The sequence below is a fragment of the Sphingopyxis sp. MWB1 genome, from assembly GCF_000763945.1.
Classification (GTDB): domain Bacteria; phylum Pseudomonadota; class Alphaproteobacteria; order Sphingomonadales; family Sphingomonadaceae; genus Sphingopyxis.
This window is the reverse complement of sequence record NZ_JQFJ01000005.1, coordinates 74229-99461: the sequence shown is the minus strand read 5'-3', so window position 1 is coordinate 99461 and position 25233 is coordinate 74229. Positions and strand designations below refer to the sequence as shown.

Annotated in this window: 23 protein-coding genes; 13 read left to right on the top strand and 10 right to left on the bottom strand. The window is 63.5% G+C overall.

Features of this window, described 5'->3' with window-relative positions; all coding sequences use genetic code 11:
* Positions 1 to 92: 92 nt before the first annotated feature.
* On the bottom strand, positions 93 to 2261 hold the full coding sequence (gene katG, locus JV18_RS0113615; protein ID WP_033075507.1) for a catalase/peroxidase HPI: 2169 nt from the start codon (positions 2259 to 2261) through the stop codon (positions 93 to 95).
* A 325-nt stretch (positions 2262 to 2586) separates the two neighbouring features.
* Between katG and JV18_RS0113610 the strand changes: the two genes are divergently transcribed.
* From JV18_RS0113610 to JV18_RS0113590, 5 genes are all read left to right on the top strand, one after another.
* A complete protein-coding gene (locus JV18_RS0113610; protein ID WP_033075506.1) occupies positions 2587 to 2796 on the top strand; it encodes a hypothetical protein in 210 nt (69 codons plus the stop codon).
* Between the two features lie 184 nt (positions 2797 to 2980).
* Positions 2981 to 3985: an NAD(P)H-dependent flavin oxidoreductase gene (locus tag JV18_RS0113605; RefSeq protein WP_033075505.1), complete on the top strand. Its 1005-nt coding sequence runs from the start codon at positions 2981 to 2983 to the stop codon at positions 3983 to 3985.
* A 32-nt stretch (positions 3986 to 4017) separates the two neighbouring features.
* Complete coding sequence (locus JV18_RS0113600; RefSeq protein WP_235303492.1) at positions 4018 to 4800, top strand: hypothetical protein; 783 nt, start codon at positions 4018 to 4020, stop codon at positions 4798 to 4800.
* A 76-nt stretch (positions 4801 to 4876) separates the two neighbouring features.
* Positions 4877 to 7174: a phosphoenolpyruvate--protein phosphotransferase gene (gene ptsP / locus JV18_RS0113595; RefSeq protein WP_033075647.1), complete on the top strand. Its 2298-nt coding sequence runs from the start codon at positions 4877 to 4879 to the stop codon at positions 7172 to 7174.
* A gap of 76 nt (positions 7175 to 7250) precedes the next feature.
* The gene (locus JV18_RS0113590; protein WP_033075504.1) at positions 7251 to 7664 is read left to right on the top strand and encodes a GFA family protein; all 414 of its coding nucleotides are present in this window, start codon (positions 7251 to 7253) and stop codon (positions 7662 to 7664) included.
* Here the strand turns inward: JV18_RS0113590 and JV18_RS0113585 are convergent.
* The 7 genes from JV18_RS0113585 to JV18_RS0113555 all read right to left on the bottom strand — a co-directional run bounded on the left by JV18_RS0113585 (position 7649) and on the right by JV18_RS0113555 (position 16696).
* Positions 7649 to 9082, bottom strand: coding sequence for a serine hydrolase domain-containing protein (locus JV18_RS0113585; protein ID WP_081944878.1), 1434 nt, complete (start codon positions 9080 to 9082; stop codon positions 7649 to 7651). The genes JV18_RS0113590 and JV18_RS0113585 overlap by 16 nt on opposite strands.
* Positions 9083 to 9115: 33 nt before the next feature.
* Positions 9116 to 10450, bottom strand: a complete 1335-nt coding sequence (locus JV18_RS0113580) for a replication-associated recombination protein A (RefSeq protein ID WP_033075503.1) — start codon at positions 10448 to 10450, stop codon at positions 9116 to 9118.
* 2 nt (positions 10451 to 10452) lie between these two features.
* Positions 10453 to 11607 carry a glycosyltransferase family 4 protein gene (locus JV18_RS0113575; RefSeq protein ID WP_033075502.1) on the bottom strand — a complete coding sequence of 385 codons (1155 nt, stop codon included), beginning with the start codon at positions 11605 to 11607 and terminating at the stop codon, positions 10453 to 10455.
* A 41-nt stretch (positions 11608 to 11648) separates the two neighbouring features.
* Entirely contained in the window at positions 11649 to 12632 is a 984-nt protein-coding gene (locus JV18_RS0113570) for a hemolysin family protein (RefSeq protein ID WP_443027804.1), read from the bottom strand.
* Complete coding sequence (gene ybeY / locus JV18_RS0113565) at positions 12616 to 13122, bottom strand: rRNA maturation RNase YbeY (RefSeq protein ID WP_033075501.1); 507 nt, start codon at positions 13120 to 13122, stop codon at positions 12616 to 12618. The genes JV18_RS0113570 and ybeY overlap by 17 nt, the downstream gene beginning before the upstream one ends.
* A gap of 121 nt (positions 13123 to 13243) precedes the next feature.
* Positions 13244 to 15349 carry a transglycosylase domain-containing protein gene (locus tag JV18_RS0113560; protein ID WP_081944860.1) on the bottom strand — a complete coding sequence of 702 codons (2106 nt, stop codon included), beginning with the start codon at positions 15347 to 15349 and terminating at the stop codon, positions 13244 to 13246.
* Between the two features lie 99 nt (positions 15350 to 15448).
* Positions 15449 to 16696 carry an aspartate kinase gene (locus tag JV18_RS0113555; protein WP_033075500.1) on the bottom strand — a complete coding sequence of 416 codons (1248 nt, stop codon included), beginning with the start codon at positions 16694 to 16696 and terminating at the stop codon, positions 15449 to 15451.
* A gap of 154 nt (positions 16697 to 16850) precedes the next feature.
* Between JV18_RS0113555 and ubiG the strand changes: the two genes are divergently transcribed.
* Positions 16851 to 17588 (top strand): bifunctional 2-polyprenyl-6-hydroxyphenol methylase/3-demethylubiquinol 3-O-methyltransferase UbiG, encoded by a 738-nt coding sequence (gene ubiG / locus JV18_RS0113550; protein WP_033075499.1) that lies wholly within the window; start codon positions 16851 to 16853, stop codon positions 17586 to 17588.
* Positions 17589 to 17660: 72 nt separating this feature from the next.
* On the opposite strand, the gene JV18_RS0113545 is transcribed toward ubiG, so the two are convergent.
* Both JV18_RS0113545 and JV18_RS0113540 read right to left on the bottom strand, forming a co-directional pair.
* Positions 17661 to 18332, bottom strand: coding sequence for a glutathione S-transferase family protein (locus JV18_RS0113545; protein WP_033075498.1), 672 nt, complete (start codon positions 18330 to 18332; stop codon positions 17661 to 17663).
* Positions 18333 to 18422: 90 nt separating this feature from the next.
* Complete coding sequence (locus JV18_RS0113540) at positions 18423 to 18854, bottom strand: hypothetical protein (protein WP_033075643.1); 432 nt, start codon at positions 18852 to 18854, stop codon at positions 18423 to 18425.
* A gap of 270 nt (positions 18855 to 19124) precedes the next feature.
* On the opposite strand from JV18_RS0113540, the gene exbB reads away from it, so the two are divergent.
* From exbB to JV18_RS0113505, 7 genes are all read left to right on the top strand, one after another.
* On the top strand, positions 19125 to 19898 hold the full coding sequence (exbB, locus tag JV18_RS0113535; RefSeq protein WP_052072273.1) for a tonB-system energizer ExbB: 774 nt from the start codon (positions 19125 to 19127) through the stop codon (positions 19896 to 19898).
* Positions 19899 to 19901: 3 nt separating this feature from the next.
* Positions 19902 to 20339: a TonB system transport protein ExbD gene (gene exbD / locus JV18_RS0113530; protein WP_033075497.1), complete on the top strand. Its 438-nt coding sequence runs from the start codon at positions 19902 to 19904 to the stop codon at positions 20337 to 20339.
* Entirely contained in the window at positions 20339 to 21091 is a 753-nt protein-coding gene (locus JV18_RS14770) for an energy transducer TonB (protein ID WP_144243983.1), read from the top strand. Before exbD ends, JV18_RS14770 begins: the two co-directional genes overlap by 1 nt.
* A 19-nt stretch (positions 21092 to 21110) precedes the next feature.
* Positions 21111 to 23477 carry a TonB-dependent receptor gene (locus JV18_RS0113520; RefSeq protein ID WP_033075496.1) on the top strand — a complete coding sequence of 789 codons (2367 nt, stop codon included), beginning with the start codon at positions 21111 to 21113 and terminating at the stop codon, positions 23475 to 23477.
* A gap of 73 nt (positions 23478 to 23550) precedes the next feature.
* On the top strand, positions 23551 to 24234 hold the full coding sequence (locus tag JV18_RS0113515; protein ID WP_033075495.1) for a Fe2+-dependent dioxygenase: 684 nt from the start codon (positions 23551 to 23553) through the stop codon (positions 24232 to 24234).
* Complete coding sequence (locus JV18_RS0113510) at positions 24231 to 24806, top strand: ferric reductase-like transmembrane domain-containing protein (RefSeq protein WP_033075494.1); 576 nt, start codon at positions 24231 to 24233, stop codon at positions 24804 to 24806. Before JV18_RS0113515 ends, JV18_RS0113510 begins: the two co-directional genes overlap by 4 nt.
* A complete protein-coding gene (locus tag JV18_RS0113505) occupies positions 24803 to 25132 on the top strand; it encodes a PepSY domain-containing protein (protein ID WP_052072270.1) in 330 nt (109 codons plus the stop codon). Before JV18_RS0113510 ends, JV18_RS0113505 begins: the two co-directional genes overlap by 4 nt.
* Positions 25133 to 25233: the final 101 nt, after the last annotated feature.

Genomic DNA, 25233 nt, shown 5'->3' with positions numbered 1-25233 from the left:
CATGTCACGCCGGGGACGGGCCGGGGAGCCCGCCAACAGGGCGGAAAAGCCCCCTCGCGAACGGCAAGATCGCGCGCAAGGGGGCTATGGCGTCAGGCGAGATCGAAGCGGTCGGCGTCCATCACCTTGGTCCAGGCGCGGACGAAGGTGTCGACAAAGCGCTGTGCGCCGCTGCTTTCGGCAAAGACTTCGGAAATGGCGCGAAGCTGCGAATTGGCGCCAAAGACCAGGTCGGTGCGCGTGGCATGCCATTTCTTTTCGCCGGTCTTGCGGCAGGTGCCGAGAAATTCCTCATCGCCGCTTTCATCGACCACCTTCCATTCGGTGCCCATGTCGAGCAGGTTGACGAAGAAATCGTTCGACAATGTGCCCGGCCGGTCGGTCAGGACGCCATGATCCTTGTTCCCGGTGACCGCGCCCAGCACCCGCATCCCGCCCAGAAGCGCGGTCATTTCGGGGATGGTGAGGCCCAGCAGGTCGGCCCGGTCCACCAGCATTTCCTCGGTCTTCACCTGTGCCTTGGTCTTGAGGTAATTGCGGAAACCATCGGCAAAGGGTTCCAGCGGCTCAAAGCTTTCGGCGTCGGTATCGGCCTCGCTCGCGTCGCCGCGCCCGGTCGATATGGCGATGCTGACATCATAGCCGCCCGCCTTAGCCGCCTTTTCAATTGCCGCCGCCCCGGCAAGAACGATGGCGTCGGCCATCGACAGGTCCCCGCGCAGCGTATCGAGCTTGCCCAGCACCTTGGCGAGTTCAGCCGGATCATTGACCGCCCAGTCCTTTTGGGGCGCCAGCCGGACGCGCCCGCCATTGGCGCCGCCGCGATGGTCCGAATTGCGATAGGTGGAGGCCGAGGCCCAGGCTGCCTTGACCAGTTCCGCAACGGTGAGGCCGCTGTCGAGCACCTTCGCCTTGTAATCGGCGACCGCGCTGTCCGACGGCTTGCTTCCCGCGGGAACGGGGTCCTGCCAGATCATCACTTCATCGGGCACTTCGGGACCGAGGTAGCGGACCTTGGGTCCCATGTCGCGGTGGGTCAGCTTGAACCAGGCGCGGGCAAAGGCATCGTCGAGCGCCGCCTGATCGTCGCGGAAGCGTTCCGAAATCTTGCGATAATCGGGGTCCATCTTCAGCGCCATGTCGGCGGTGGTCATCATCGTCGGCACTTTTTTCGACGGATCGCGCGCGTCGGGGGCCATATCCTCGGGATCAGGATTGACGGGCTGCCACTGCTGCGCGCCCGCGGGGCTCTTCACCAGCTCATAGTCATATTTGAAGAGCAGGCGGAAATAGTCGCCGCCCCATTGGGTCGGATTGGGGGTCCAGCTTCCTTCCAGCCCCGATGTGGTGATATGGCCATGGCCGATCTCATCCTTGTCGGTCAGCCAGCCGAAACCCATCAGTTCCAGCGCCGACGCTTCGGGGCCGGAGCCGAAATTCTCCGCCGGCTTTGCGCCATGGCATTTGCCAAAGGCGTGGCCGCCCGCAGTCAAGGCGACGGTTTCCTCGTCATTCATCGCCATGCGCGCGAAGGTTTCCTTCATGTCGCGTGCCGATTGCAGCGGGTCGGGGTTGCCGCCCGGCCCTTCGGGATTGACATAGATCAGCCCCATCTGGATCGCGGCGAGCGGATTTTCGAGCGCCTTGCCCTCATCGGGAATGATGCGCGTTTCGACGCCCTGGTCGACCCACAGCTCCTCGGTGCCCCAATAGACGGTTTCGGGCTCATAAACGTCCTTGCGGCCGCCACCGAAACCCAGCACCGGGCCGCCCATCGATTCAATCGCGACATTGCCGGTCAGGATGAACAAATCGGCCCAGCTGATCTTGTCGCCATATTTCTGCTTGATCGGCCATAAAAGGCGCCGCGCCTTGTCGAGATTGCCATTGTCGGGCCATGAGTTCAGCGGCGCGAAACGCTGCTGTCCGCTCGACGAACCACCGCGCCCGTCGCCGGTGCGATAGGTGCCTGCTGCGTGCCATGCCATGCGGATGAAAAAGGGGCCATAATGCCCATAATCGGCAGGCCACCAATCCTGGCTGTCGGTCATCAGCGCCTTGATGTCAGCTTTCAGCGCGGCATAGTCCAGCGACTTGAAAGCCTGGGCATAGTCAAAATCGGCCCCCATCGGGTCGATCGAGCGGCTGCCGCTCTGCAAAACCGAAAGGTCGAGCGTGTCGGGCCACCAGTCGCGATTTTGCCGTCCCCAAAAGGAACGGACCTCGGTCCCTGAAAAGGGGCATTTGCTTTCGACGTTCATTCAGTCTCTCCCTTCGTCCGAAATGCTGGAAAGGATAAAGGAGCGGCGCGCGCTGCCAGAATTGGCGAGGGCAAAGGGCTCCATGAACGTCTGATATTGTCGCACGTCCATCCTTTCGTTGGTAGAGGCAGGTTAGACCCTTCGTTGAAATCGGCATAACCAATTATGCTGAAGTCAGTCATCGACTGGGGCGATTACTAAATGGCTGTCGCAAATGGCACACGCTCCGGCGCTAATGCCTCTCTGCTTAGGAAACATGCCGACCAGCCAAGGGGTTCCTCTTCTATCACGGTCCCCCCTTTCCGTGATGACAAGGAGAAGAGCAATGGCGAATAACCCCGAACAGAATTTCGACCAGAATCGCGAACGCCAGCCCAATGATGCGGCTGAAAATATGCAGCAGGAACAGCGCCAACGCAGCGAGAGCGACCGGGAGCGCGAAGAAGCCGAGCGTGACGAGCAGGACGAAGCGCGTCAGCAAGGCGCGAACGGCGAAGCGCGTGAGGATCGCGACGACCAAAGCTATCAGCGCTGACAAGCGATCTGATAAGGCGGCTTCATTGTCGCCGATAAGGAAGGGCTGCCCGGTTCTGGGTGGCCCTTTTCCTTTGTCTTGTGCTCCGGGCGCCGATCCAGAGCCGCCGAAACGACCCGCTTGCGACAAAGCGCGGCGGCAATGGATTGCGCGCGCGCGCCTCTGCTGGCAAAGGCGCAAGGTGATGACAAAGATGAACGAACTCATGGCGCGGGGAACTGAGCTTCTCGGCAGCGAATATGCCATATTGTGCGGGGCGATGAGCTGGGTTTCGGAGCGAAATCTGGTCAGTGCGATCAGCAATGCGGGCGGTTTCGGGGTGATTGCGTGCGGCGCGATGACACCTGAATTGCTGGATGCGGAGATTGCCGGGACCAAGGCGCTGACCAGCCGTCCTTTTGGCGTCAATCTAATCACCATGCACCCCCAGCTTTTCGATCTGATCGCCATTTGCGCCAAACATGGCGTCGGCCATGTCGTGCTCGCGGGTGGCTTGCCTCCCAAGGGGAGTCTCGAAGCGATCAAGCAATCGGGCGCCAAGGTCATTTGTTTCGCGCCCACGCTGGCGCTCGCCAAAAAACTGGTGCGCTCGGGCGTCGATGCGCTGGTGATCGAGGGCATGGAAGCGGGCGGTCATATCGGCCCCGTTTCGACCAGCGTATTGGCGCAGGAAATATTGCCGGTACTTGCCGGTGACGTCCCTGTTTTCGTAGCGGGCGGCATCGGCCGGGGTGAGGCCATTGCGGGCTATCTCGAAATGGGAGCCTCAGGGGTTCAACTGGGCACTCGTTTTGTTTGTGCGACCGAAAGCATCGCCCATCCCAATTTCAAAAGAGCCTTCATGCGGGCCTCGGCGCGCGAAGCGGTGGCGAGTGTCCAGATCGACCCGCGCCTGCCGGTCATTCCGGTGCGCGCGCTCAAAAATGCGGGCACCGAGGCTTTTACTGCCAAGCAGCGCGAAGTCGCCAATATGCTGGACAGCGGTCAAGTCGATATGGGCGAAGCGCAGCTTGAAATCGAACATTATTGGGCGGGCGCCCTGCGGCGCGCGGTGATCGACGGCGACGTCGAAAATGGCTCGTTAATGGCAGGGCAATCTGTCGGCATGGTAACGCAGGAAGAATCCGCTGCAGAGATCATCGCAACTTTGGTGCAACAGGCCGAAGCGGCGTTGCACGCACGAGGCTGAGGGCGCATGGTAAAGCGCTTGGGGAGAAGATCATGAATTTGTCGCGCAAAATCATCATTGCAGGCCTGCTGGCCACGGTCGCCGCCTGTGCGCCCAAGCCGCCGCCGCCGCCACCCCCGCCGCCGCCGGAGCCCGAGGTGATTCCGCCCCGGCCTCTGCCGCCCGGCAATGCCTCCTTAACGCAAATTCTGCCCGCGCGTGATGTCGAGGGTCGTTTTGTCACGGCCAACAGCAATGTGACGGGTGACCGCGCCTATTGGCAGCTCAAGATTGGCTTGAATGTCGCGGCCATCGGCTGTCGCGGCGTGGAAGAGCCAACGCTGGTCGCGGCCTATAATGATATTATCAAAAATCATGCAAAGACGATCCGCGCGACCGAAAAGGCGGTCATCAGCCAGTTGAGCAAGGAAACCGGCACCAATGGGGTGGCCGCGCGCGACCGTATGTCGACGCAATTGTTCAACTATTTCGCTCAGCCGCCGGCGCAGCGCGCCTTTTGTCCGCGCGCCAATGAGATCGCCCAGCTTGTCTCGACAACCCCGGCAGCGCAGATTGTGGAACAGGCGCCTGCCCTGCTGGCGCGGCTCGACGAGCCTTTCCACGATTTTTATGAAGCCTATGCCAAATATCAGGCCGATGTGGTCGCTTGGGACACCAAATATGGTGCGCTATATGGGCAATATGCGACACCTTCGACTGGCACCGCCCTGCCGGCGGGCATGGGGGCGACGCTGCCGACCGGTGCCGCGGGTCCGGTCGATCCTGCGGGCGCAAGCGCGGCAGCCGAAGGCACGGCTTCACCCAACGAAGGTTAAGGCGGGCGATCGACAGGGGAAGAATTTTGTGGCGGGAATAGCGTTGCTCCCTTGCATCTGTTAGCGGTTGCTGACGATGAGCAGCCCGCCACCTCCTCCCACCACTGCCGCCCAGTCGGCGCGCACCATTTTGACGCGCCTGCACGAGGTTATGGCTTCGCGCACCAATGCGCAGGGAAAGCTCAACCAGGTCGTCGGAATCATCGGCGAATGCCTCAATACCGAGGTCTGTTCCATCTATCTCCTTCGCGAAGGGGCGCTGGAGTTGTTCGCGACGCGCGGCCTCAATCAGGAGGCGGTGCACGTCACCCGGCTGGCGCTCGGCGAGGGGCTGGTCGGGACGATCGCCGACCAGATTGAAACGCTGAACCTCGATGAGGCCGCCGCCCACCCGGACTTTTCCTATCGCCCCGAAACCGGCGAGGACCTGTTCCACAGCTTTGCGGGGGTGCCGATCATCCGGCGCGAACGGGCGGTGGGGGTGCTCTGCGTCCAGCACACCGACCCGCGCCGCTATGACGATATCGAGATAGAAACCCTTCAGACGGTGGCGATGGTTCTCTCCGAACTCATTGCCAATGCCGATCTGGTGGACGATGCGGCGCGGCTCGATGCGGCGGCGGCGGACCAGTCGGCACAGCGGTTGAGCGGGCAGAAGCTGGTCGATGGCATGGGCGCGGGCATCGCTGTTTTTCATCAGCCGCGCATCACCATCGAACATACGGTCGCCGACGATGTCGAAGCCGAACGCCACCGCGTCTATGCCGCCTTTGACAAGATGCGCGAACAGATTGACCGCATGGCGAGCCAGGCCGAATTCGGCGTCGGCGGCGAGCATGAGGAGGTTCTCGAAACCTACAAGATGTTTGCCTATGACGAAGGCTGGTCGCGCCGCATCAACGAGGCGATCGACAGCGGCCTGACGGCAGAGGCAGCGATTGAGCGCGTACAGCAGCGCACCCGCATGCGGATGCGCCAGATTGACGATCCGCTGCTGCGCGACCGGATGCACGATCTGGAGGATTTGTCGAACCGGCTGATCCGCATCGTCTCGGGCCAGATGGGCACGGCGGCGCAAATGGGACTGCGGCAGGATTCGATCCTGATCGCCCGCAACCTCGGCCCCGCCGAACTGCTCGAATATGATCGGCGGCGCCTGAAAGGCGTGGTGCTGGAGGAAGGCTCGCTCACCGCCCATGTCATCATCGTCGCGCGCGCGATGGGCGTGCCGGTGCTGGGACGTGTCCGGTCGGTGCGCACCTCGATCCGCGAGGGCGATTTGCTGCTGCTCGACGCGTCGGCGGGCACGCTGCATGTTCGCCCGGCCCAGGCGGTGCAGGATGCGTTCGAGGCCAAGCATCAGGCCTCGCAAAAACGGCGCGCCAGCCTGGCCAGCTTGCGCGATTTGCCAGCGGTTACCCAGGACGGCATTCAGATCGAATTGATGATCAACGCCGGGCTGCGCGAGGATGTGTCGGCGCTCGACCTCACCGGCGCGCGCGGTATCGGCCTGTTCCGCACCGAATTTCAGTTTCTTGTGTCGGCGACGCTGCCGCAGCGCGAACGGCAGCAGCGGCTCTATCGCGACGTTCTCGACGCGGCGGGTGAGCGCCCCGTTATCTTTCGCACCGTCGATATCGGGGGGGACAAGGCGCTCCCCTATATGAAGGTGGAAAATGCCGAACACGAAGAAAACCCCGCCATGGGCTGGCGCGCGCTGCGTCTCGCTCTGGAACGCGAAGGACTGCTGAAGGTTCAGGCGCGCGCGCTGATGGAAGCGGCGGCGGGCCGCACGCTCAACGTCATGTTCCCCATGGTCTCCGAACCCTGGGAATATGAAGCCGCGCGCGCTCTGTTCGTGCGCCAGCGCGAATGGCTGCAACAGCATAATAAGAAATTGCCCATCGCGGTGCGCTATGGCGCAATGCTGGAGGTGCCGGGGCTGATCGAAACGCTCGACCTGATGCTGCCGCATCTCGACTTCCTTTCGATCGGCACCAATGATCTGACGCAATTTCTGTTTGCCGCCGACCGCGCTCATCCGCGCCTGGCCGAACGCTATGATTGGCTGTCGCCCATCGTGATGCGTTATATCGCGCGGGTGGTGAAGCTGGTGGCGGGCAGCCGGGTTCAGCTTGGCGTCTGCGGCGAAATGGGGGGGCGTCCGCTGGAGGCGATGGCGCTGCTCGGCGTCGGGATCGACCGGTTGTCGATCACCCCCGCCGGGGTCGGTCCGGTCAAGGCGATGATCCGCTCGCTTCACCTTGGCGAGTTGCGCGCGGCCATGCCTTCGATGCTGGCGCATCCGACCAGCGACCCGCGCGGTCAATATCAGGCCTGGGCCGAACGCAAGGGCGTCGATCTGGGCGACTGAAATATCTTACGTCCAAGGTAATTGCTTTTTGCTCGATGTTTCCATTATGTTCTCTTTCTAAGCAGGGAGAATGGTGATGAATGATTCGAGCGAGCGCGCCAGCGGCCAATGCCATTGTGGAAAAATCCGCTATTCCATGCCGGTGACGGTGGAACATCATGCGCTGTGCCATTGCACCGACTGTCGCCGCCATGCCGGCGCGCCGATGGTCGGCTGGGGCCTCGTCAGCCAGGATGTGCTTGAGGTAGAAGGGACGCCGCGCATTTATGAATCCTCCGCCGATGGCCGCCGCCATTTCTGCGGCGATTGCGGCACCGGGCTTTTCTATACCAATGACGTGATCTTCCCCGGCATGATCGACGTTCAAACGGCGACGCTCGACGATCCCGACCTGATCCCGGCAAGGGTACAGATACAGACCGCCGAGCGCATCGGCTGGATGGAAAAGCTGGGCGATATGCCCAGCTTCGAACGCTATCCGGCAGGCTGATTGGCGACGCCCGCATCGGCCTCGACCGCCGCGCGGACGAGGGCGGCGATGTCGAGCCGTTCTTTGCTATCATCATAGCCTTGCCGCACGACGATCAGGCGGCGCGAGGGGATGACGACCATATATTGGCCGCGATTGCCAAAGGCCCCGAACGCATCGGCGGGAATGCCGGGCGAAGCGTTAAGCAGCCAGAAACCGGCGCCATAGCCAAAGGGGCCATCGGGCTGCGGTCCGATGGGCGCCGTCACAAAATCGCGCCATCCGGGGGGCAGCAAGCGTTCACCCCGCCACAGCCCGTCATTCTGATAGAGGAGGCCGAGCCGCGCGAGATCGCGGGCGGTCGTCCATACCTGGCTCGACAGGATATAATCGCCCTGCGCGTCCGCCTCGACAAAGGTGCGCGTCATCCCCAGCCGGTCAAAAAAGGCTGCGGGGTCAAGGCGCTGACCAGCGCGCGCAAGCCCGGCCTTTAACGACAGGGTCGCGAGCAATGTGTCATTATTGGCATAGCGATACTCGCTGCCCGGCGGGTTCAGAAGCGGCCATTGCGTCGTCCATTGCCGCACCGATGCGCCGCCCATGTAAATGGCGTCGGTGCGGTTGCCCGCCGTATCGCTGGTAAGCCCGCTCGCCATACGCAGCAATTGCTCGGTGGTGATCGCGGCGCGCGGGTCGCCCGGCGCCTGCCACTCGGCAATCAGCGCGGGGGCCTTCACATCGAACTGACCGCGATCCACGGCATGGCCGACGAGCGTCGCGGCCATCGACTTGGCGACCGAGAAGGTACGCTGCGCCACATAGGGGCCATGGCCATTATAATAGCGCTCCAGCACGATCTTCCTGTCCTTGACGATCAAGAGCGAGCTGGTGCGTCCGCCAAAAGCTGCGACATCATCGCCAAGCAGGGCAAAGGGGGAATGGGGGCCCACCATGTCCGCGAACGCATCGGCATCGCCCATCGGCCAGCGATGCGTGTTGATCCGCGCGCGCGACACCGGCTTCGCCTCGATCGCCCGCGGATCGACGGCGTCGATGCTCGTCCCGATGGGGAAGGTGACGCAGCCTTCATCGCCGGTCCACTGCGCGATACGCGGCGGCATGTCGGCGCGATAGCGCACCGTCACCCGGTGCTTCGTCGCGTCAACCTCGGCCTTCAGCTCACGCATCGGCGCTTCGATTTCGGGATAGATATGCGTCAGCTCGTCGCGCTCGATGGCCGCGAGCGGCTTGCCCGCGCCATTCCAGAGCGAGGAGCAGGTGAAAGCGGCGCGATAGCCCGCCGCCCAGGCGCGCGCGAGGGCCGGATCAATCTCGGCGGCGGCCAGCGGCGGGGCGGGGGACAGGGCGAAAAGCAAGGCGGCTATGCCGCTGAGCTTTGCCAAACCGTGTGCGGCCTTGCGCCTGTTCGGTTCTTTCATGCGCTGCGCCATCTTCTCATCTCCCCCTGCTGGTTATCGCTCGCGTTCGGCGCGTCGTTCCTGCCGCCGTTCTTCCCACCAGGCGAGCCGTTCGGCGACCCTTTTTTCAAAGCCGCGATCGACCGGGCGGTAAAATTCCCGCGCGTCCATTTCCTCGGGCCAATAATCATCGCCCGAAAATCCGTCGGGCGCATCATGGTCATAGCGATAGCCCGCGCCATAACCCAAATCCTTCATCAGCCCGGTGGGCGCGTTCAATATATGGGCGGGGGGTGACAGCGATCCCGTTTCGCGCGCGGCCTTCCACGCCTCTTTCTGCGCGACATAGATGCCATTGGATTTGGGGGCGGTGGCGCAATAAAGACAGGCCTGCACAATCGCCAATTCGCCTTCGGGCGAGCCGAGAAATTGATAGGCATCCTTGGCGGCGAGGCATTGGACGAGCGCCTGCGGGTCGGCGAGGCCGATATCCTCGCTGGCGATCCGCACCAGACGGCGCACCAGATAAAGCGGGTCTTCCCCCGCCACCAGCATCCGCGCCAGCCAGTAAAGCGTCGCCTGCGGGTCCGATCCGCGCAGCGCCTTATGAAAAGCGGAGATCAGATTATAATGACCGTCGCGATCCTTGTCGTAAACGGGCATGCGCCGGTGGAGAAATTGCGCGAGCGCGGGGGCGTCGAGCGGTTCTTCTATGGCGGCGGCGAACAGTGTCTCGACCTGGTTGAGCAGAAAGCGGCCATCGCCATCGGCGCTGGCGACCAGCGCCTCGCGCGCCGCATCGGTGACGGGCAGGGGGCGGTCGACCTCGGCCTCGGCGCGCGCGACCAAAGTGGACAGCGCCTTCTCGCCCAACCGGTGGAGCACCAGCACCTGTGCGCGGCTGAGCAGCGCGGCGTTGAGCGCGAAGCTGGGATTTTCGGTGGTCGCCCCCACCAGCACCACGGTGCCGCGCTCGACATAGGGCAGAAAGCCATCCTGTTGCGCGCGATTGAAGCGGTGAATCTCGTCGACGAACAAGAGCGTGCGCTTGCCTGCGCTTGCCATTTTCTCCGCCTCGGCAAAGGCTTTCTTGAGGTCGGCGACGCCGGAGAAAACCGCCGACAGGGGCGCAAAGCGCATCCCCACCGCTTCGGCGAGCAGGCGTGCGATAGTGGTCTTTCCGGTGCCCGGCGGACCCCACAGGATCATCGAGGATAATTGCCCCGCCGCGACCATGCGCCCGATGGCGCCTTCATCGCCCGTCAGATGTTCCTGCCCGACCACATCGGCAAGGCGGCGCGGGCGCAGCCGCTCGGCGAGCGGCATGGCGCCATCGCCGGTTTCGGAGGCCGGCGGGACGGGATCGTCAGCGAACAGGTCGCCGGCCATGATCAGCCGCGCCGCTGTTTTTGCCGGATCAACCGCAAATAAGTGTCGGCAACCGCCTGGTTAATCGCATCCCATTGATAGGCGGCGCTTTCCTCGCGCGCCGCCGCGCCATGTTTGTGGCGCAGTGCGGTGTCGCGGCAATAAAGCTCCAGATCATCGGCAAAGGCGGAGATGGAACCCGGCTCGACCAGAAAGCCCGTCTGGCCATGTTTGACGATGCTCGCGCTGCCCGTCGCGCGCGCGGCGACGACCGGCAGGCCGCACGCCATGGCCTCCAGCGTGACATTGCCAAAGGTTTCGGTGACCGACGGGTTGAACAGCATGTCGCAGGAGGCGAGCGCGCGGGCGAGATTTTCGCCGCCCTGAAAGCCGACAAATTTGGCGCGGGGCAGGCGCGATTCGAACCAGTCGCCCGCCGGGCCTTCGCCGATGACGACCACATCATGGGGCACGCCGCGCCGTTCGAGCGCCTCGATGCTGTCGGCGAAAACGTCGAGCCCCTTTTCCATCACCAGCCGCCCCAGAAAGGCGATGACGGGGGTGTCGTCGGCGAGGCCCCAGCTACGCCGCCAGCTTGTGTCGCGCCGGTCGGGACGGAAAATGTCGCGCTCGACCCCGCGCGTCCAGATGCCGATGTCATAATTCATCCGCTGTTCGCGCAGCACCTGCGCAAAGCTTTCCGACGGCGCGATCAGCGCGTCGCAGCGGCGATAAAGACGCCGCAGCCAGGCGACGCACAGCGGCTCAAGGAAAGACAGATTATAATAGCGGAAATAGGTTTCAAAGCGCGTGTGCACCGAACAGGCGACCGGAACATGGCGCCGCCGCGCCCAGGCAGCGGCCTGCCGCGACACGCGGTCGGGGCTGGAAATATGCACAATATTGGGCGCAAAGCGCGCCAGATCCTCGCGTACTCGCGACGATAGCGACAGGGGAATGCGATATTCACTGCGCCCCGGAATGGCGACCGAGGGCACGCTCACCAGATCGCCCGTGGGTTCGAAATCGGGGTCGTCGACGGTGGGCGAATAGACGCGCACCGAAGCGCCCTTGGCCAGCAAATAGCCGACAAGGCGATTCAGCGCCTTGTTCGCGCCATCGACGGTCATATTATAATTGCCGCTGAACAGGGCGATGCGCAGATCGGTGATGTCCATTGAAGCCTCGCTAATCGCTTGGCCCAGCAAAGGCAATCGCGTCAAAAGCCCTCGGGGCGCTCGATCGGCGCTTCAGGATCGACCTCGACCGGCGGATGCAGGCGCAGATGGTGGACCCGCCGCTCATCGGCTTCGGTCACCTCGATGCGCCAGCCGCTTGGATGTTTCAGCCATTCGCCCACCTGCGGCACATGGCCCGCTAGCACGGCGGCGAGGCCGCCCAAGGTTTCGACATCTTCCTCCACCTCGGCCAGCCGCGCGTCGATGGCTTCGCCGATATCGTCGAGTTCGGCGCGTGCATCGGCTTCCCAGCAGCCATTGTCCATCGCGGTGAACAGCGCGGTTGGCTCATCATCATGCTCGTCTTCTACCTCGCCGACGATTTCCTCGACCAGATCCTCGAACGTCACCAGCCCTTCGGTGCCCGAATATTCGTCGATGACGATGGCCAGATGCGTGCGTTTCGCTCGCATTTCAGCGAGCAGGTCGAGCACGCCCATCGATTCGGGAACGTAAAGCGGCTGACGCAACAGGTCGAGAAGCGGCGGGGGCTCGCGCCCCTCGGTTAGCACCGCGAACACATCCTTGACGTGGATCATGCCGATTACTTCGTCCAGCGTCTCGCGATAGACGGGAAAGCGGCTATGGCCGGCCTCGACAAACAGGGCGGCGATTTCGGCAAAGCTGGCGGTTTCCGGCACGGCGATAATCTCGCCGCGCGGCACCGCAACATCATCAACCGTTTGCTCGCCAAAGTGCAGAAGGTTGCGAACCATCTTGCGTTCGATGGGGGACAGGTCGCCGACCAGATTGTTTTTGCGCCGGGGTGTGCTTTCTTCATCCTCGGCTTCGTCGATGACGTCCTCAATCTGCTCGCGCAGCGAGGGTTCGCCATTGGTGCGGAACAGCAGTGTTTTCAGGCTGGCGAAAAGGCCGCTTCTACTACTGTCCTCTTCCGATCGGTTCGAAGACCCTTGGTCGTCGGGCATGATGCTATGGTTTCCTTGATCAATCCAGTCGCTCATATGGATTGGCGATGCCCAGCGATGCAAGTGCTTTCACTTCCAAAGCTTCCATCGCTGCCGCGCTGACTTCGTCCTGATGATCATAACCGACCAGATGCAGCGTGCCATGCACCATCAGATGCACGGCATGATCGACGAGACTTATGCCCTTTTCCTCTGCCTCGCGGGCGCAGGTCTCGCGCGCCAGCACGATATCGCCCAGCAATATCTCGCCATCGTCGCTGTTCGACAGGCTTTCGAGCAGATCATCCTGCACTTGCGGAAAAGACAGGACATTGGTGGGCTTGTCCTTGCCGCGAAAATTGCGGTTGAGCGCCTGCACCTCGGCATCATCGCTCAGCCGCACCGAAACTTCGACCAGCGGCGCAGCATGGGCGAGGTCGGCATAGGGGGTGAGGCCGAGCGCAACCGCCACCGCTTCGTCGGCGAGCGCGGTCCAGTCTTGGTCGGCAGGCCAGGGCTGTGCTTCATGGGCTTCGACGCTTAGCATGGCGCAGCCTTGGCAAAAGCATGAAGCGGCTCAGACAGGCGAAACGGCAGACAAGGCCGGAAAAGCAGAAGAGTCATCGCCGCCAAACTATCGCGGCGACGGACGAGAGAACAGCGAAATTTCACTCGTTCCGCGTCGCCGGGCCGGGGGTTACCGTCACGATCGGCGCGGGGGAGGGGTTGGGCGCGGGCGTTCCGCTTCCCGCGCCTCCCGCCCGCGCGGCCTGACCATCGACCGGCAGGCGCAGGTCGATCTGCGTCCCGCCAATCTCGGCGCGTAGCACCGCCTCGCCATCGCGTATGCCGATGCTGCTGTTGTCGCCGATGGGAATGTCGCTGACGTCCGGCACGTCGAGCGGCTGAACCGGACCGCGCGGATTGGCCGCGGGCTTGGGCGCGCTGGGCCGGGCCCGCCCGGACGCCTCGGTCATGAAATCGCGCCAGATGCGCGCGGGCAGGCCGCCGCCCGAAATGCCTTTCAGCGGGCTGTTATCGTCATTGCCGATCCACACGCCGACGACCAGCCCATTGGCATAGCCTACGAACAGGGCATCGCGATTATCCTGCGTCGTCCCCGTCTTGCCATAATTGGGCACCGACAGGCGCGCCGCGCGCCCCGTACCGCGATTGACGGCGGCGCGCAGCATGCGCTCCATCGCCTGATGCTCGCGGCGCCCAAAGCTGTCGGGGCCGGAAAAGACCCGCTCGAACCAGTTTTTACGCTCGGCTTCAAAGGCGCGCGGTTCGACCGGATAGGCATTGGCGGCGACGGCCGCATAGGCAGCGGTCAGCTCCATCAGCGTCATCGTCGATGTGCCCAGCGCCATACTCGGATCGCCCTTGGGCAGCTTTGATGTTACGCCCAGATCGCGCGCCGCGCGGATCACGGCTTCATCGCCGATATCGCGGAACAGGCGCACGGCGGCGACATTGCTCGACTGGGCAAAGGCATCTTCCATCGAGATCGACGGCGAATAGCGCCCGCCGGCATTTTTGGGGCGATAGCCGCCGACTTCAATCGTGCGATTGTCGATGCGGTCCTCGGGCTTCCACCCTTCGCGCAGCGCCGCGAGATAGACGAACAGCTTGAAGGTCGATCCCGGCTGGCGTTTCGCCTGCGTCGCGCGGTTGAAGGGCGATTTGGCATAATCGCGCCCGCCGATCATCGCCACCACTTCGCCATCGGGGCGCATGGCGACCAGCGCCACCTGCGCCTTGCCCAGCGGTGCGCGTGCGGTGACGCGCCGGGCAATGCCCTGCAACCGGCTGTCGAGCGTGGTGCGGATCGTCTGGCGCGAATAGCCGACATCGCTCAGCTTGCGTGCTTCGGGCAGCGCCCAGTCGGCAAAATAGGTGCCGGTGGGCAGGTCGCTGCGCCGCCGCACATCAATCGCCGGGGTGCGCGTCGCGCGCGCTTCGGCAGCGGTCATCGCGCCGGTCGCCACCATCGCGTTGAGCACCAGCTTCATCCGTTGCTCGGCTAGTTTGGGATTTTTGGTGGGCGCAAGGCGCGATGGCGCCTGCACCAGCCCGGCCAGCATCGCTGCCTGCGCGCGGGTCAGATTTTCGGGTTGGCGATAGAAATAATGCAGCGACGCCGCGCGCAGGCCATAAGTATTATCGCCGAAATAGGCGTTGGATAAATAGCGTTCGAGGATTTCGTCCTTGGTCAGCCACGCCTCGAGCCACAGCGCGATCATTGCCTCGCGCGCCTTGCGCCCCAATGTGCGTTTGGGGCTTAAAAAGGTGAATTTGGCGAGCTGCTGGGTGATGGTGCTGCCGCCCTGGGTCGGCCCGCCCGTCACATTGCTCCACAGCGCCCGCCCGATGCTGCGCGGGTCAATGCCCCAATGGCTGTAAAAGCGCCGATCCTCGATTGCCAGAAACGCCTGTTTGACATGGGGCGGCAGCTTGGCCTCCTCGACCGGCTTTTCGACAATCGCCCCTCGCCGAGCAATGGGGGTACCATCGGCGGCGAGCAGCGTGATCTGTGGCGGTGCGATCGGCTCCAGCGATTTGGACAACGGCGCGGTTACCGCCAGCCAGCCGATCAGCAAGATCAGCAATATTGCCAGCGCCGCAAAGCCGCGCCCGACCCAGCGCATCCGCTTGCGCCAGCGCGATTCGGCCGGTGGAATGGACGCACCGTCCATCCCGGCCTGGGCCAGCGGCACTTCCTCGGCTGGCGGCGGGGGATCGCGGAACAGGGGGTGGTCGGATGCGGTCATGCCTGAGGCCGTATTACACGAGCAATACAGGGCAGGCAAATGCGGCTCCCCCGGGGCGACGCCTGTCGGCTATCGCCCGTTACCGCTATGTCCTGATCCTCAGTCGGCGTCCAGCCCATAGGCAGTGTGGAGCACGCGCACCGCGAGTTCGGTTTCATCCTCGTCGATCAGGACGCTGACCTTGATCTCGCTCGTGGAAATCGCCTGAATATTGATGCCGCGATCGGCCAGCGCGCGGAACATGGTGCTCGCCACCCCGGCATGGCTCTTCATGCCGACGCCTACAACGCTAATCTTCGCGACCTTGTCGTCGCTGATTACGCGGTTGAACCCGATCTTTTCCTTTGCCGCTTCCAGCATGTCGATGGACCGGATCAGGTCGGCGGCGGGAACCGTAAAGGTCACGTCGGTCTCGCCCTTGTCGCGGCCGACATTCTGGATGATCATATCGACATTGATGCCGGCAGCGGCCAGTGGGCCAAAAATATTGGCAACGCCGCCCGGCCGGTCGGGCACACGGGTAACGATGATTTTCGCTTCATTCTTGTCATGAGCGATGCCGGTGATGAGCTGCCGTTCCATCTGATGTTCCTCAATTTCCTCGTCGCTGACGATCATCGTGCCTTTTTTCGGGGCTTCGTCGCCTTCGACAAAGCTGGAAAGCACCTGCACGCGCACGCCTTCCTTCATGGCCAGCCCGACCGAACGGGTCTGAAGTACCTTGGCCCCGACACTCGCCAGTTCGAGCATTTCTTCATAGGTGACATAATCGAGCTTTTGCGCGCGGGCGACGATGCGCGGGTCGGTGGTATAAACGCCATCGACATCGGTATAAATGTCGCAGCGGTCGGCTTTAACGGCTGCCGCAACGGCAACCGCGCTGGTGTCCGACCCGCCCCGGCCCAGCGTCGCGACCCGGCCATCGTCCATCAGCCCCTGAAAGCCGGGGATGACCGCCACCTCGCCCTTGGCCATTGCCGCCGACAGCGCACCCGTATCAATGTCGATGATGCGTGCGCGGGCGTGGGCCTCTTCGGTGCGGATCGGCAATTGCCAGCCGAGCCAACTGCGCGCGGGGACCCCCATCGCCTGCAAGGTCAGCGCGAGCAGCCCCGATGTTACCTGTTCGCCCGATGCGACGACCACATCATATTCGGCCGGGTCATAACGCGGATTGGCCTCGCGGCAGAAACCCACCAGCCGGTCGGTCTCGCCCGCCATGGCCGACACGACCACCGCCACCTCATTGCCGGCGGCGACTTCGCGCGCGACCAGTTTCGCCACGGTGCGAATCCGCTCGGTGCCCGCCATTGACGTGCCCCCGAATTTCATCACGATCCGTGCCATGCGCCCTGCCTCTTCAAACTGGTTTCCGCCGCAACTTTCCTTAGGATTCTGCGGCGATCGGCTGTTAGGGAAGGGCAAGGGGGTTGGCAAGCGCGCTGACGTATGCGGCGCAAATTTCTTGCGCGCCGGGGCCGGGAGTGGCACGGATTATGTTATGAATATCGCGACGATCAATCCGAATGAAGCCGCTCATTTTGGCGCGCTCGCTGCCGACTGGTGGGACCCGAAGGGCTCGTCGGCGATGCTGCATCGGCTGAATCCGGTGCGGCTTTCCTATATTCGCGAACAGATTGACGCCCATTGGCATATCGACGCGCGTGAACGTCATCCACTTGCGGGGAAAAGCGCGCTCGATGTCGGCTGCGGCGCCGGGCTGCTTACCGAGCCCTTGGCGCGTATGGGCGCGGCGGTCACCGGGGTCGATGCGGCGCCCGAAAATATCGGCGCGGCGCGCGCCCATGCCGCGGGGCAGGGGCTCGCCATCGACTATTTCGCAGGCGAATTGGCTGATCTCGATACAGAGGGGGGCGAAAGCGCGACCTTCGACCTCGTCACCTCGATGGAAGTGATCGAACATGTCGCCGATCCCGCGGCTTTTCTGGCGGGCCTCGCGGCGCGCCTCGGGCCGGACGGGCTGATGATCCTCTCGACCCCCAATCGCACGGCGGCGTCCAAAATCCTGCTTGTCGAGGCTGCTGAGCGCTTCGGCGCGGTGCCGCGCGGCACGCATGACTGGGACAAGTTCCTCCGCCCCGAAGAGTTGGAGGCGTTGATGGAGGAGGTCGGTCTGAGGGTCATCGACCGCACCGGCCTTGCGCCTTCGGCCAGCCGGGGTTTCAAACTCGGCGGCAGTCAGGCGCTCAACTATCTGATCGCCGCGCGCCACGGCTGAAGCTGCCAAGTCCCTGTCGCCGCCGCGAAGGCGGGGGATGACGCTTCGGAAAGTTTTACTTTCCGTGGCGCGTCAAAAATCCACATCTTCATAGTAGGAGGGCGGCGCGATCAATTCCATCCGCTCGCCGAGCAGGGGCCGGAAGCTGGGCCGCGACTTCAACCCGGAATACCAGCCCTTGGTCTGCTCATGCCCCGTCCAGTCGATCCCGCCCAGATAATCGGCGACCGAAATATGCGCGGCGGCGGCCAGATCCGCGAGGCTCATCGTCGCGCCCGCCAACCAAGTGCGGTGGTCGATCAGATAGTCGATATAGTCGAGATGCTGGTTCGCCGCGCGCATCGCCTCCCGCAGCGCGCCCGCGTCGGGGGGCTGACGGTGGACAATCCGCTTCTGCATCCGTTCGAACAGCAGCGGCCCGGTGACTTCATAATAAAATTCCTGGTCGAACCATGCGACCAGGCGGCGAATTTCGGCGCGCTGCACCGCCGTGCCGTTGATCATCGCCTTGGCATCGACCGTTTCTTCGAAATATTCGGCGATGGCATTGCTGTCGATCAGCACTTGCCCGCGCGTATCATCCACCATCACCGGCGTGCGGCCGGCGGGATTCAGCGCGATATATTCGTCGCGCCGTTCCCAGGGCGATTCGCGCAGCAGTTCGTAACCCACGCCCTTCTCGCCAAGAAGGAGCCGGATTTTGCGGGAAAAAGGACAGAGGGGGAATTGATAAAGCTGCCACATGGATTGGGCATAGGAGGCCCACCCCGCGCGCGCAACGCCTATAGCGGGGCTGCGCGGCGGAGCAGGGGATTCTTTCGTTACTCTGTTGGCTTAATCGCGCGGCGCGGCGGTCTGCCGGGCCATTTGTGCGATCATGTCGCTCGCCATCTCTTTCAAAATGGGAGCATAGGTCACCAGCGTTGCCGCAGCCTGTCCGGCCACACGGGCGCCTTGGCGCACCTGATCGGCGGTGCGTTCCGCATCATGCGCGTCGCGCCCGGCCATTTCGCCCAGCGTCGCATCGGCGGGCAGATAGGCGGCATCGGAATCGGGGTCGATTTTCGCGACCGCTTCGGCGAGCGGACCGATATTCACCTGCATCAATGCTCCGACCAATGTCCCCATCGCGTCGGCGATGCGGTCTTGCGTCGCGGGGTCGTTCAGCGTCTCTGCGGCGCGTTCAAGGCCGGGTTCGGCGGCCACAGCGGGAAGCGGCGCGGCAAGCGCAACCAGAGGCAGGGCAGCAAGCGTCCAACGGGGCATGAGCATCATCCTTCACTTCGCGACAGGCAAAGCGACTCGCGAGAGCGCGAATCGCACGGGTTCGGCGCGGTGTATTCGCCGAGGGGATAGGCGGCGGACGCTTTCGCTGCGCTGAACAGCCTCCCCCTTATGCCGGGCTTCACACCGCGACTTTGCGGCAACAGCGACCGGAAAATTCACTTTCCGCTACTTTTATAATTGCAAATCACTTGCATTAGCGTCGGCGCACGCATATCGCGCGCTCCACCGCAACAGGAAAGAATCGCCCGAATGAAGCCGCCTCTTCGCGCCCTTTTTACACTCGCACCGCTGGTTCCGTTTGGCGCCGCATGGGCTGCCGCACCCGCCCCCGTCGACATGGCCGCGCCTGCCATCCCGCATGATCTCAGCGTCTGGGGCATGTTCGCTCAGGCGGACTGGGTGGTAAAACTGGTGATGATCGGCCTGCTGATCGCGTCGATCATCACCTGGACCGTGCTGGTCGCCAAACATTTCGAACTGGCGCGCGCGCGCCGCGATGTGGAGGCGACCCGCGCCGCGCTCGAAGGGGCAGCGTCGCTTGATGATGTGGCTGCACCGCTTCGCTCCAGCCCGCTGCTGCGTGAGGCAGAGGCAGAGATTGCCCAGTCTGCCGATGCGCTGGGCGACCCCGAAGGGCTGAAGGAACGGCTCGTTTCGCGACTCGACCGTTATGAAGCGCGCTGGGCGCGCAAGGCGACGCAGGGCGTGACCATCCTCGCCACCATCGGCGCCACGGCACCCTTTGTCGGCCTGTTCGGGACCGTCTGGGGCATTATGAACAGCTTTATCGGCATTGCCGAAAAACAGACGACCAATCTTGCCGTCGTCGCACCGGGGATTGCAGAGGCGCTGCTCGCAACGGCGCTGGGCCTCGTCGCCGCCATTCCCGCCGTCGTCATCTATAATCACTTCGCGCGCCAGATTGCCGCCCACCGCGCTGTAGTGGCCGACAGCGCCGCCGCGCTGCTCCGCCTCGTCTCGCGTGATCTCAGCCGCGGCACGCTCGGCGCGGGAAAGGCGTAAATCATGGCGCTCCGGCTCGCCTCCGACAGCGAAGATCTGGCGGTCGCGCACGAGATTAACGTGACGCCGTTCATTGACGTCATGCTCGTGCTGCTGATCATCTTCATGGTCGCCGCCCCGCTGGCCACCGTTGATGTCAAGGTCGACTTGCCCGTTTCCAACGCCAGGCCGGCGGCCAAGCCCGACAATCCCGTCTATCTCTCGATCCAGGCCGATGGCCGGATTTTGGTGAATGAAGAGGAAGTGCGGCTCGACACGCTGGGCATGGAGGTGGTGCGCGCGACCGGGGAAGACCGCGAGCAGCGCATCTTCCTGCGCGCCGACAAGGTCACCAGCTATGACGAAGTGATGCAGGCGATGAATGCGCTGCGTGCGGCTGGCTATGTCCAGGTCGCGCTGGTCGGCGCGGAATCGGCGACCGGAGCAGAGGCGCCGCGCTGATGGCCATGGTGGCAGCGCCCCGTATCCCCGGCCATTGGCTTATGGGCGGCGCGGCGGCGCTGACAGGGCATGTGCTGGTGGGCGGCCTCATACTGGCGGCTCATTCCGATGCGCCCCCGCCGGTCGAACTGGAACCGGTCGTTCTGGTCGAACTGCCGCCGCTCGCTGCCCCCGCTGTGGCCCCCGCCGCGGCTCCGGCGACGCCCAGCCCCAGCCTGCCCACGCCGACCCCGCAAATGCTTCCCCGCGTCGAAGCGCCGCCGGTTGCGGCCCCCCTCCCGCGCGAAGTCGTCGCTGCCGCGCCGCGACCCGTGCCGATGCGCGCGCCGGTCCCGCTGGCGCCCCCGACGTTCGCTGCGGCTGCTGCCCCCGCGCCTTCCATTGCTGCGCCGCCCGCCCCCGCCGACAGGGTGGGGGATCCGTCCGCGACGCCCGGCAATGATCCCCGGGCGCGTAAGGAAGAAGCCGATTATTTCTCGCTCCTCAGCGGGCATCTTAACCGCAAGAAAACCTATCCGTCAGAGGCGAAGAAGGCGCGCCAGCAAGGCGTCGTCACGGTGCGCTTCACCGTCCACAGCGACGGGGCGATCAGCGGCGCGTCGATCAAGCGCAGCAGCGGCCATGCGCTGCTCGATCAGGCGACGCTCGACCTGCTTCAGCGGGTCGCGCCGCTCCCGCGTTTTCCCAAATCCATGAACAAGGACAGCGTCACCCTCTCGCTGCCCATCGACTACTCCCTCCGCACGAAATGAAACAACGAAAGGATAATTGATGAAGAAGCACGCAACAGGGGTCATTCGTCCGCTCAGCCTGCGGCAGTCGCGCTTTGCCGCCGCTGCCGGCGTCGCGGGCCTCGGCGTCGCGCTCGCGGCCATGCCCGCCCAGGCCCAGCAGGCGAGCGCGAGCGAGGAGGTCACACTCGACACGCTGACGATCGAGGATGCGACGGCGGACGTGAATCCCTATGTCCAGCCGGGCTCCCCCTATAAGGCGCGCATTTCGGGTGACATCCGCCGCGTAAAGCCCCTGTCGGAAACGCCGCAGACGATCCAGGTGATTACCCAAACCCAGATTGCGGAGCAGGGCGCGACCGATCTCAAGGATGTGCTCGACAATGTCCCCGGCGTCACCATCGGCACCGGCGAAAATGGCAATGCCTTTGGCGACCGCTATATCATTCGCGGCCATGAAGCGCGCAGCGACGTGTTCGTCGACGGGCTTCGTGATCCCGGCATGACGACCCGCGAAACATTTGCCGTCGACCAGATCGAAATCACCAAGGGCCCCAGCTCGACCTTTGCGGGGCGCGGATCGACCGGCGGCGCGGTCAACTCGATCACCAAAAAGGCCAGCACCGACTATATGTTCGGCCGCATCGACGCCGGGATCGGCACCGATGATTATTATCGCGTGACGCTCGACGGCAATGTGCCGCTGACGGACACGCTCGCGGTACGCGCCAATCTGCTCTATGGCTATAATGAAGCGCCGAACCGCAATTTCTCGGACCGCAAACGCTATGGCGCCGCGCTTTCCGCCGCCTTCAAGCCCAGCGACGTGATCGAAGTCGTCGTCGATTATTATCATCTGACGGCCAAGGACATGCCCGACCTTGGCGGCTATATGCCGCGCCCGACCGGCACCGGTCCCAATGATGTTGTCGTCCACAAGCCCTGGAACGATGTGCCCAACTATGCCCAGGAAGAAGATTTCCTCGACAGCAAGGTCGATGCCGTCACGGGCCGCATCTACATCACCCCGTTCGAGGGTTTCACGCTGGTCAATTCGACGCGCTATGGCACCACGTCGAACGGCTATGTCCTCACCGGTCTTCGCGGCGGCGCTTATGAACCCGCGACCGACACCTATGGCCCGCTGACGCTCAGCACGCATCAGGGCAATCAGGACGTCAAATATTTCGTCAACCAGTTCAACCTGATTGGCGAATTCACCGCGGGCGCCTTCACGCATAATGTGATCGTCGGCACCGAATATTCGAACCTGAAGGTTGCGAACGGCACCTATAATCTCGCCGCCAAAGGCGCGACCAACTGCGTCGTTGCCGGTCGTGGCGGCCCCGCGCCGGCCTATTGCATCACCGACGCCAACCGCAACCTGCTGTTCGGGCAGGACCAGATCCACAATCTGATCCAGCGCGAGATTACGCGCGGCCCCGTCGACAGCGACTGGAAGGTCGAAACCCTGTCGGTTTATGCGATGGACACCATCGACTTCACCGACTGGCTCTCGGTCCATGGCGGCGTGCGTATGGACGCCTTCAGCTACAGCAATATCATCCTCTCGGGCGGGACGCTGACCCCCTATCGCTACAGCGACACGCTGTGGAACGCCCATGGCGGCGTCGGGGTGAAGCCGATGGAGGAAGTCTATCTCTACTTCAACTATGGCACGGCCAAGGACATCAATGGCGGCGAATCCGACCTCGGGGGCAATTGCGGCTATGGCGGCGTTTGCGTCGGCGACGGCACCGACATTGGCGACGGCAGCCCGGAGGCGACTGAAAGCTATGAGCTGGGGCTGAAGGCCGATCTGTTTGACGACCGTTTCATGTTCACCGCGGCGGCGTTCCAGATCACCAAGGATGACGTGTTTGAATCGGCCGGCAGCGGCTATGAAACCGGCGGCTCGCTCAACACGGGCAAGAACCGCGTGCGCGGGATCGAGCTGGGCCTCGTCGGCAATATCACGCCGAAACTGCTCGCGCAGGCGGCTTTCACGCTGATGGATTCCGAAATCCTCGCCTCCAACGATCCCGCCAAGGTCGGCCGGCGGCTTAGCAATTTCGCCAATACCCAGTTCAGCGGCCAGCTTCGCTATCAGCTGACCGATGCTGTCGCCTTTGGCGGAACCGCGACCTACAAGGGGCAGACGTTCACCGGCCAGCCCGACGATGCGGCCTCCTATGACGACGCGCTTCAGGTCTATGCCTATCGCGTGCCCGATTATTGGACCTTCGATGCCTTCGCCAGCGTCGACATCAACCGCCACATCGGCGCGCGCGTCAATGTCACCAACATCGGCAACAAGGATTATTATGTTGCCGGTTACCGCAGCGGCCATTTCCTCTATAAGGGGGATGAGCGCCGGGCGACCCTGACCTTGACCGGCAAATTCTAAGCCCGATTGATGGCGCGGGGGGAGGGGGGCTTCCTCTCCTCCCGCCCCGTCCCGCAGACACAGGCCCGATGCGATGCTGATCATTTGCGAAGCCGTGCTCGATGAAGCGCAAATCGCCGAGTTTCGCACCGCGCTCGCCGGGGCCGACTGGCGCGATGGCGCGGCAAGCGCGGGCACACGCTCGGTCGCGGTAAAGCAGAATCTGCAGCTTGGCCGCAGCGATCCGGTGGCGCAAAAATTGGGCGCCATCATCCTTGGCCAGCTTGGCCGCCATGCCGAATTTGTCTCGGCATCGCTGGCAGAGAGAATCTGGCCGCCGGTTTTCAATCTCTATCAGGATGGCGGCCATTATGGCACCCATTCGGACGCCGCGCTGATGCGGCTCCCCGAGGCCGATCTGACGATCCGCTCGGACCTTTCCGCCACCCTCTTCCTCAGCGATCCGGACAGCTATGACGGTGGGGAACTGATCATCGAGCAACCCTATGGCGCGCAGGCGGTGAAGCTCGCGGCGGGCGATATGGTCCTCTACCCCTCGGGCAGCCTGCATCAGGTTGCGCCGGTGACACGGGGGCAACGCGTCTGTGCCATCAGCTGGATACAAAGCGCCATAGCCGACGCCTCGGCGCGCGCGCTTCTCTATGATCTCGATCAGTCGATCCGCGCGCTGGCGCCGGGCCGGGCAAAGGATGATCCGGAGATCGACCGACTGATCCACGTCTATCATAATCTGGTGCGGCGCTGGGCGCATCCATGAAGCCGCGGCAGCGCGTCCTCCTCTGGCTGCTGCTCGCTGTGCCTGCGGCCTTCATGCTGCGGGCCTGGTGGTCGGGCGCGGCGCTGGCGATGGAGCTTTATCACCCCAGCGGCGAAATGGCGGTGCGGCTGATGCTGCTCGCGCTTTTGCCGGGGCCGCTCAGCGCCTTTTTCGGCGTCAACCGCTTCTTCCGCGCGTGGCTTTCGATCCGGCGCAATCTTGGCGTCGCAGGCTTTGGCTATGCCTCGCTGCACCTGATTTTCTATATCGCCGACATGGGGGCGCTTGCGCCGATGCTGGATGAACTGGCGCTCCCCGGCATATGGACCGGCTGGCTCGCGCTGCTTCTGCTGCTCGTCCCCGCCGCGATCAGCTCGGACCGAGCGATGCGCGCCCTTGCCCGCCGGTGGAAGCAAATGCAGCGCCTCGTTTACCCCGCCTTTGCGCTAGCGATCATCCATTGGCTGCTGCTCGCTTGGGATTGGGTGCCGGCGCTTCTTTATCTCGCCCCGCTTCTTGCTGCCTGGGGCCTGCGCCTTTATGGGCGCACCACCAAAGGGAGGATGACATGACCCGCCTGATCACACCCCGCCGCCTTGCCTGTGTTGCCGCCGCGTTTGCGCTCGGCCTTTCGGCCCCGGCCCATGCCGACGGCAATGTGAAATGCGAAAGCGGCCCGCCCGCCAAATGGCAAAAGATCGACAAGCTCAAAAAGCAGGTCTGGCTCGAAGGCTGGAGCCTGCTCAAGATGCAGGTCGCGGGCGATTGCTATGAAGTCTATGCCCGCACCGACAATGGACAGGCGATTGAGGCCTTTTTTCACCCCGTGACGCTCAAAAAACTGGTGGTCTATCGCCGCGGGCAGGAAATCTACCGCGCGGACGGTTTCAAGGGCTGACCCATGCGGAATGCGCCCCGGCGACGACCGGGCGCAGCGATGCGACGACCGGCACGGGCGCGCTGGAACCTTGGGCATATCATGGGGTTGGGGTTCGAAAA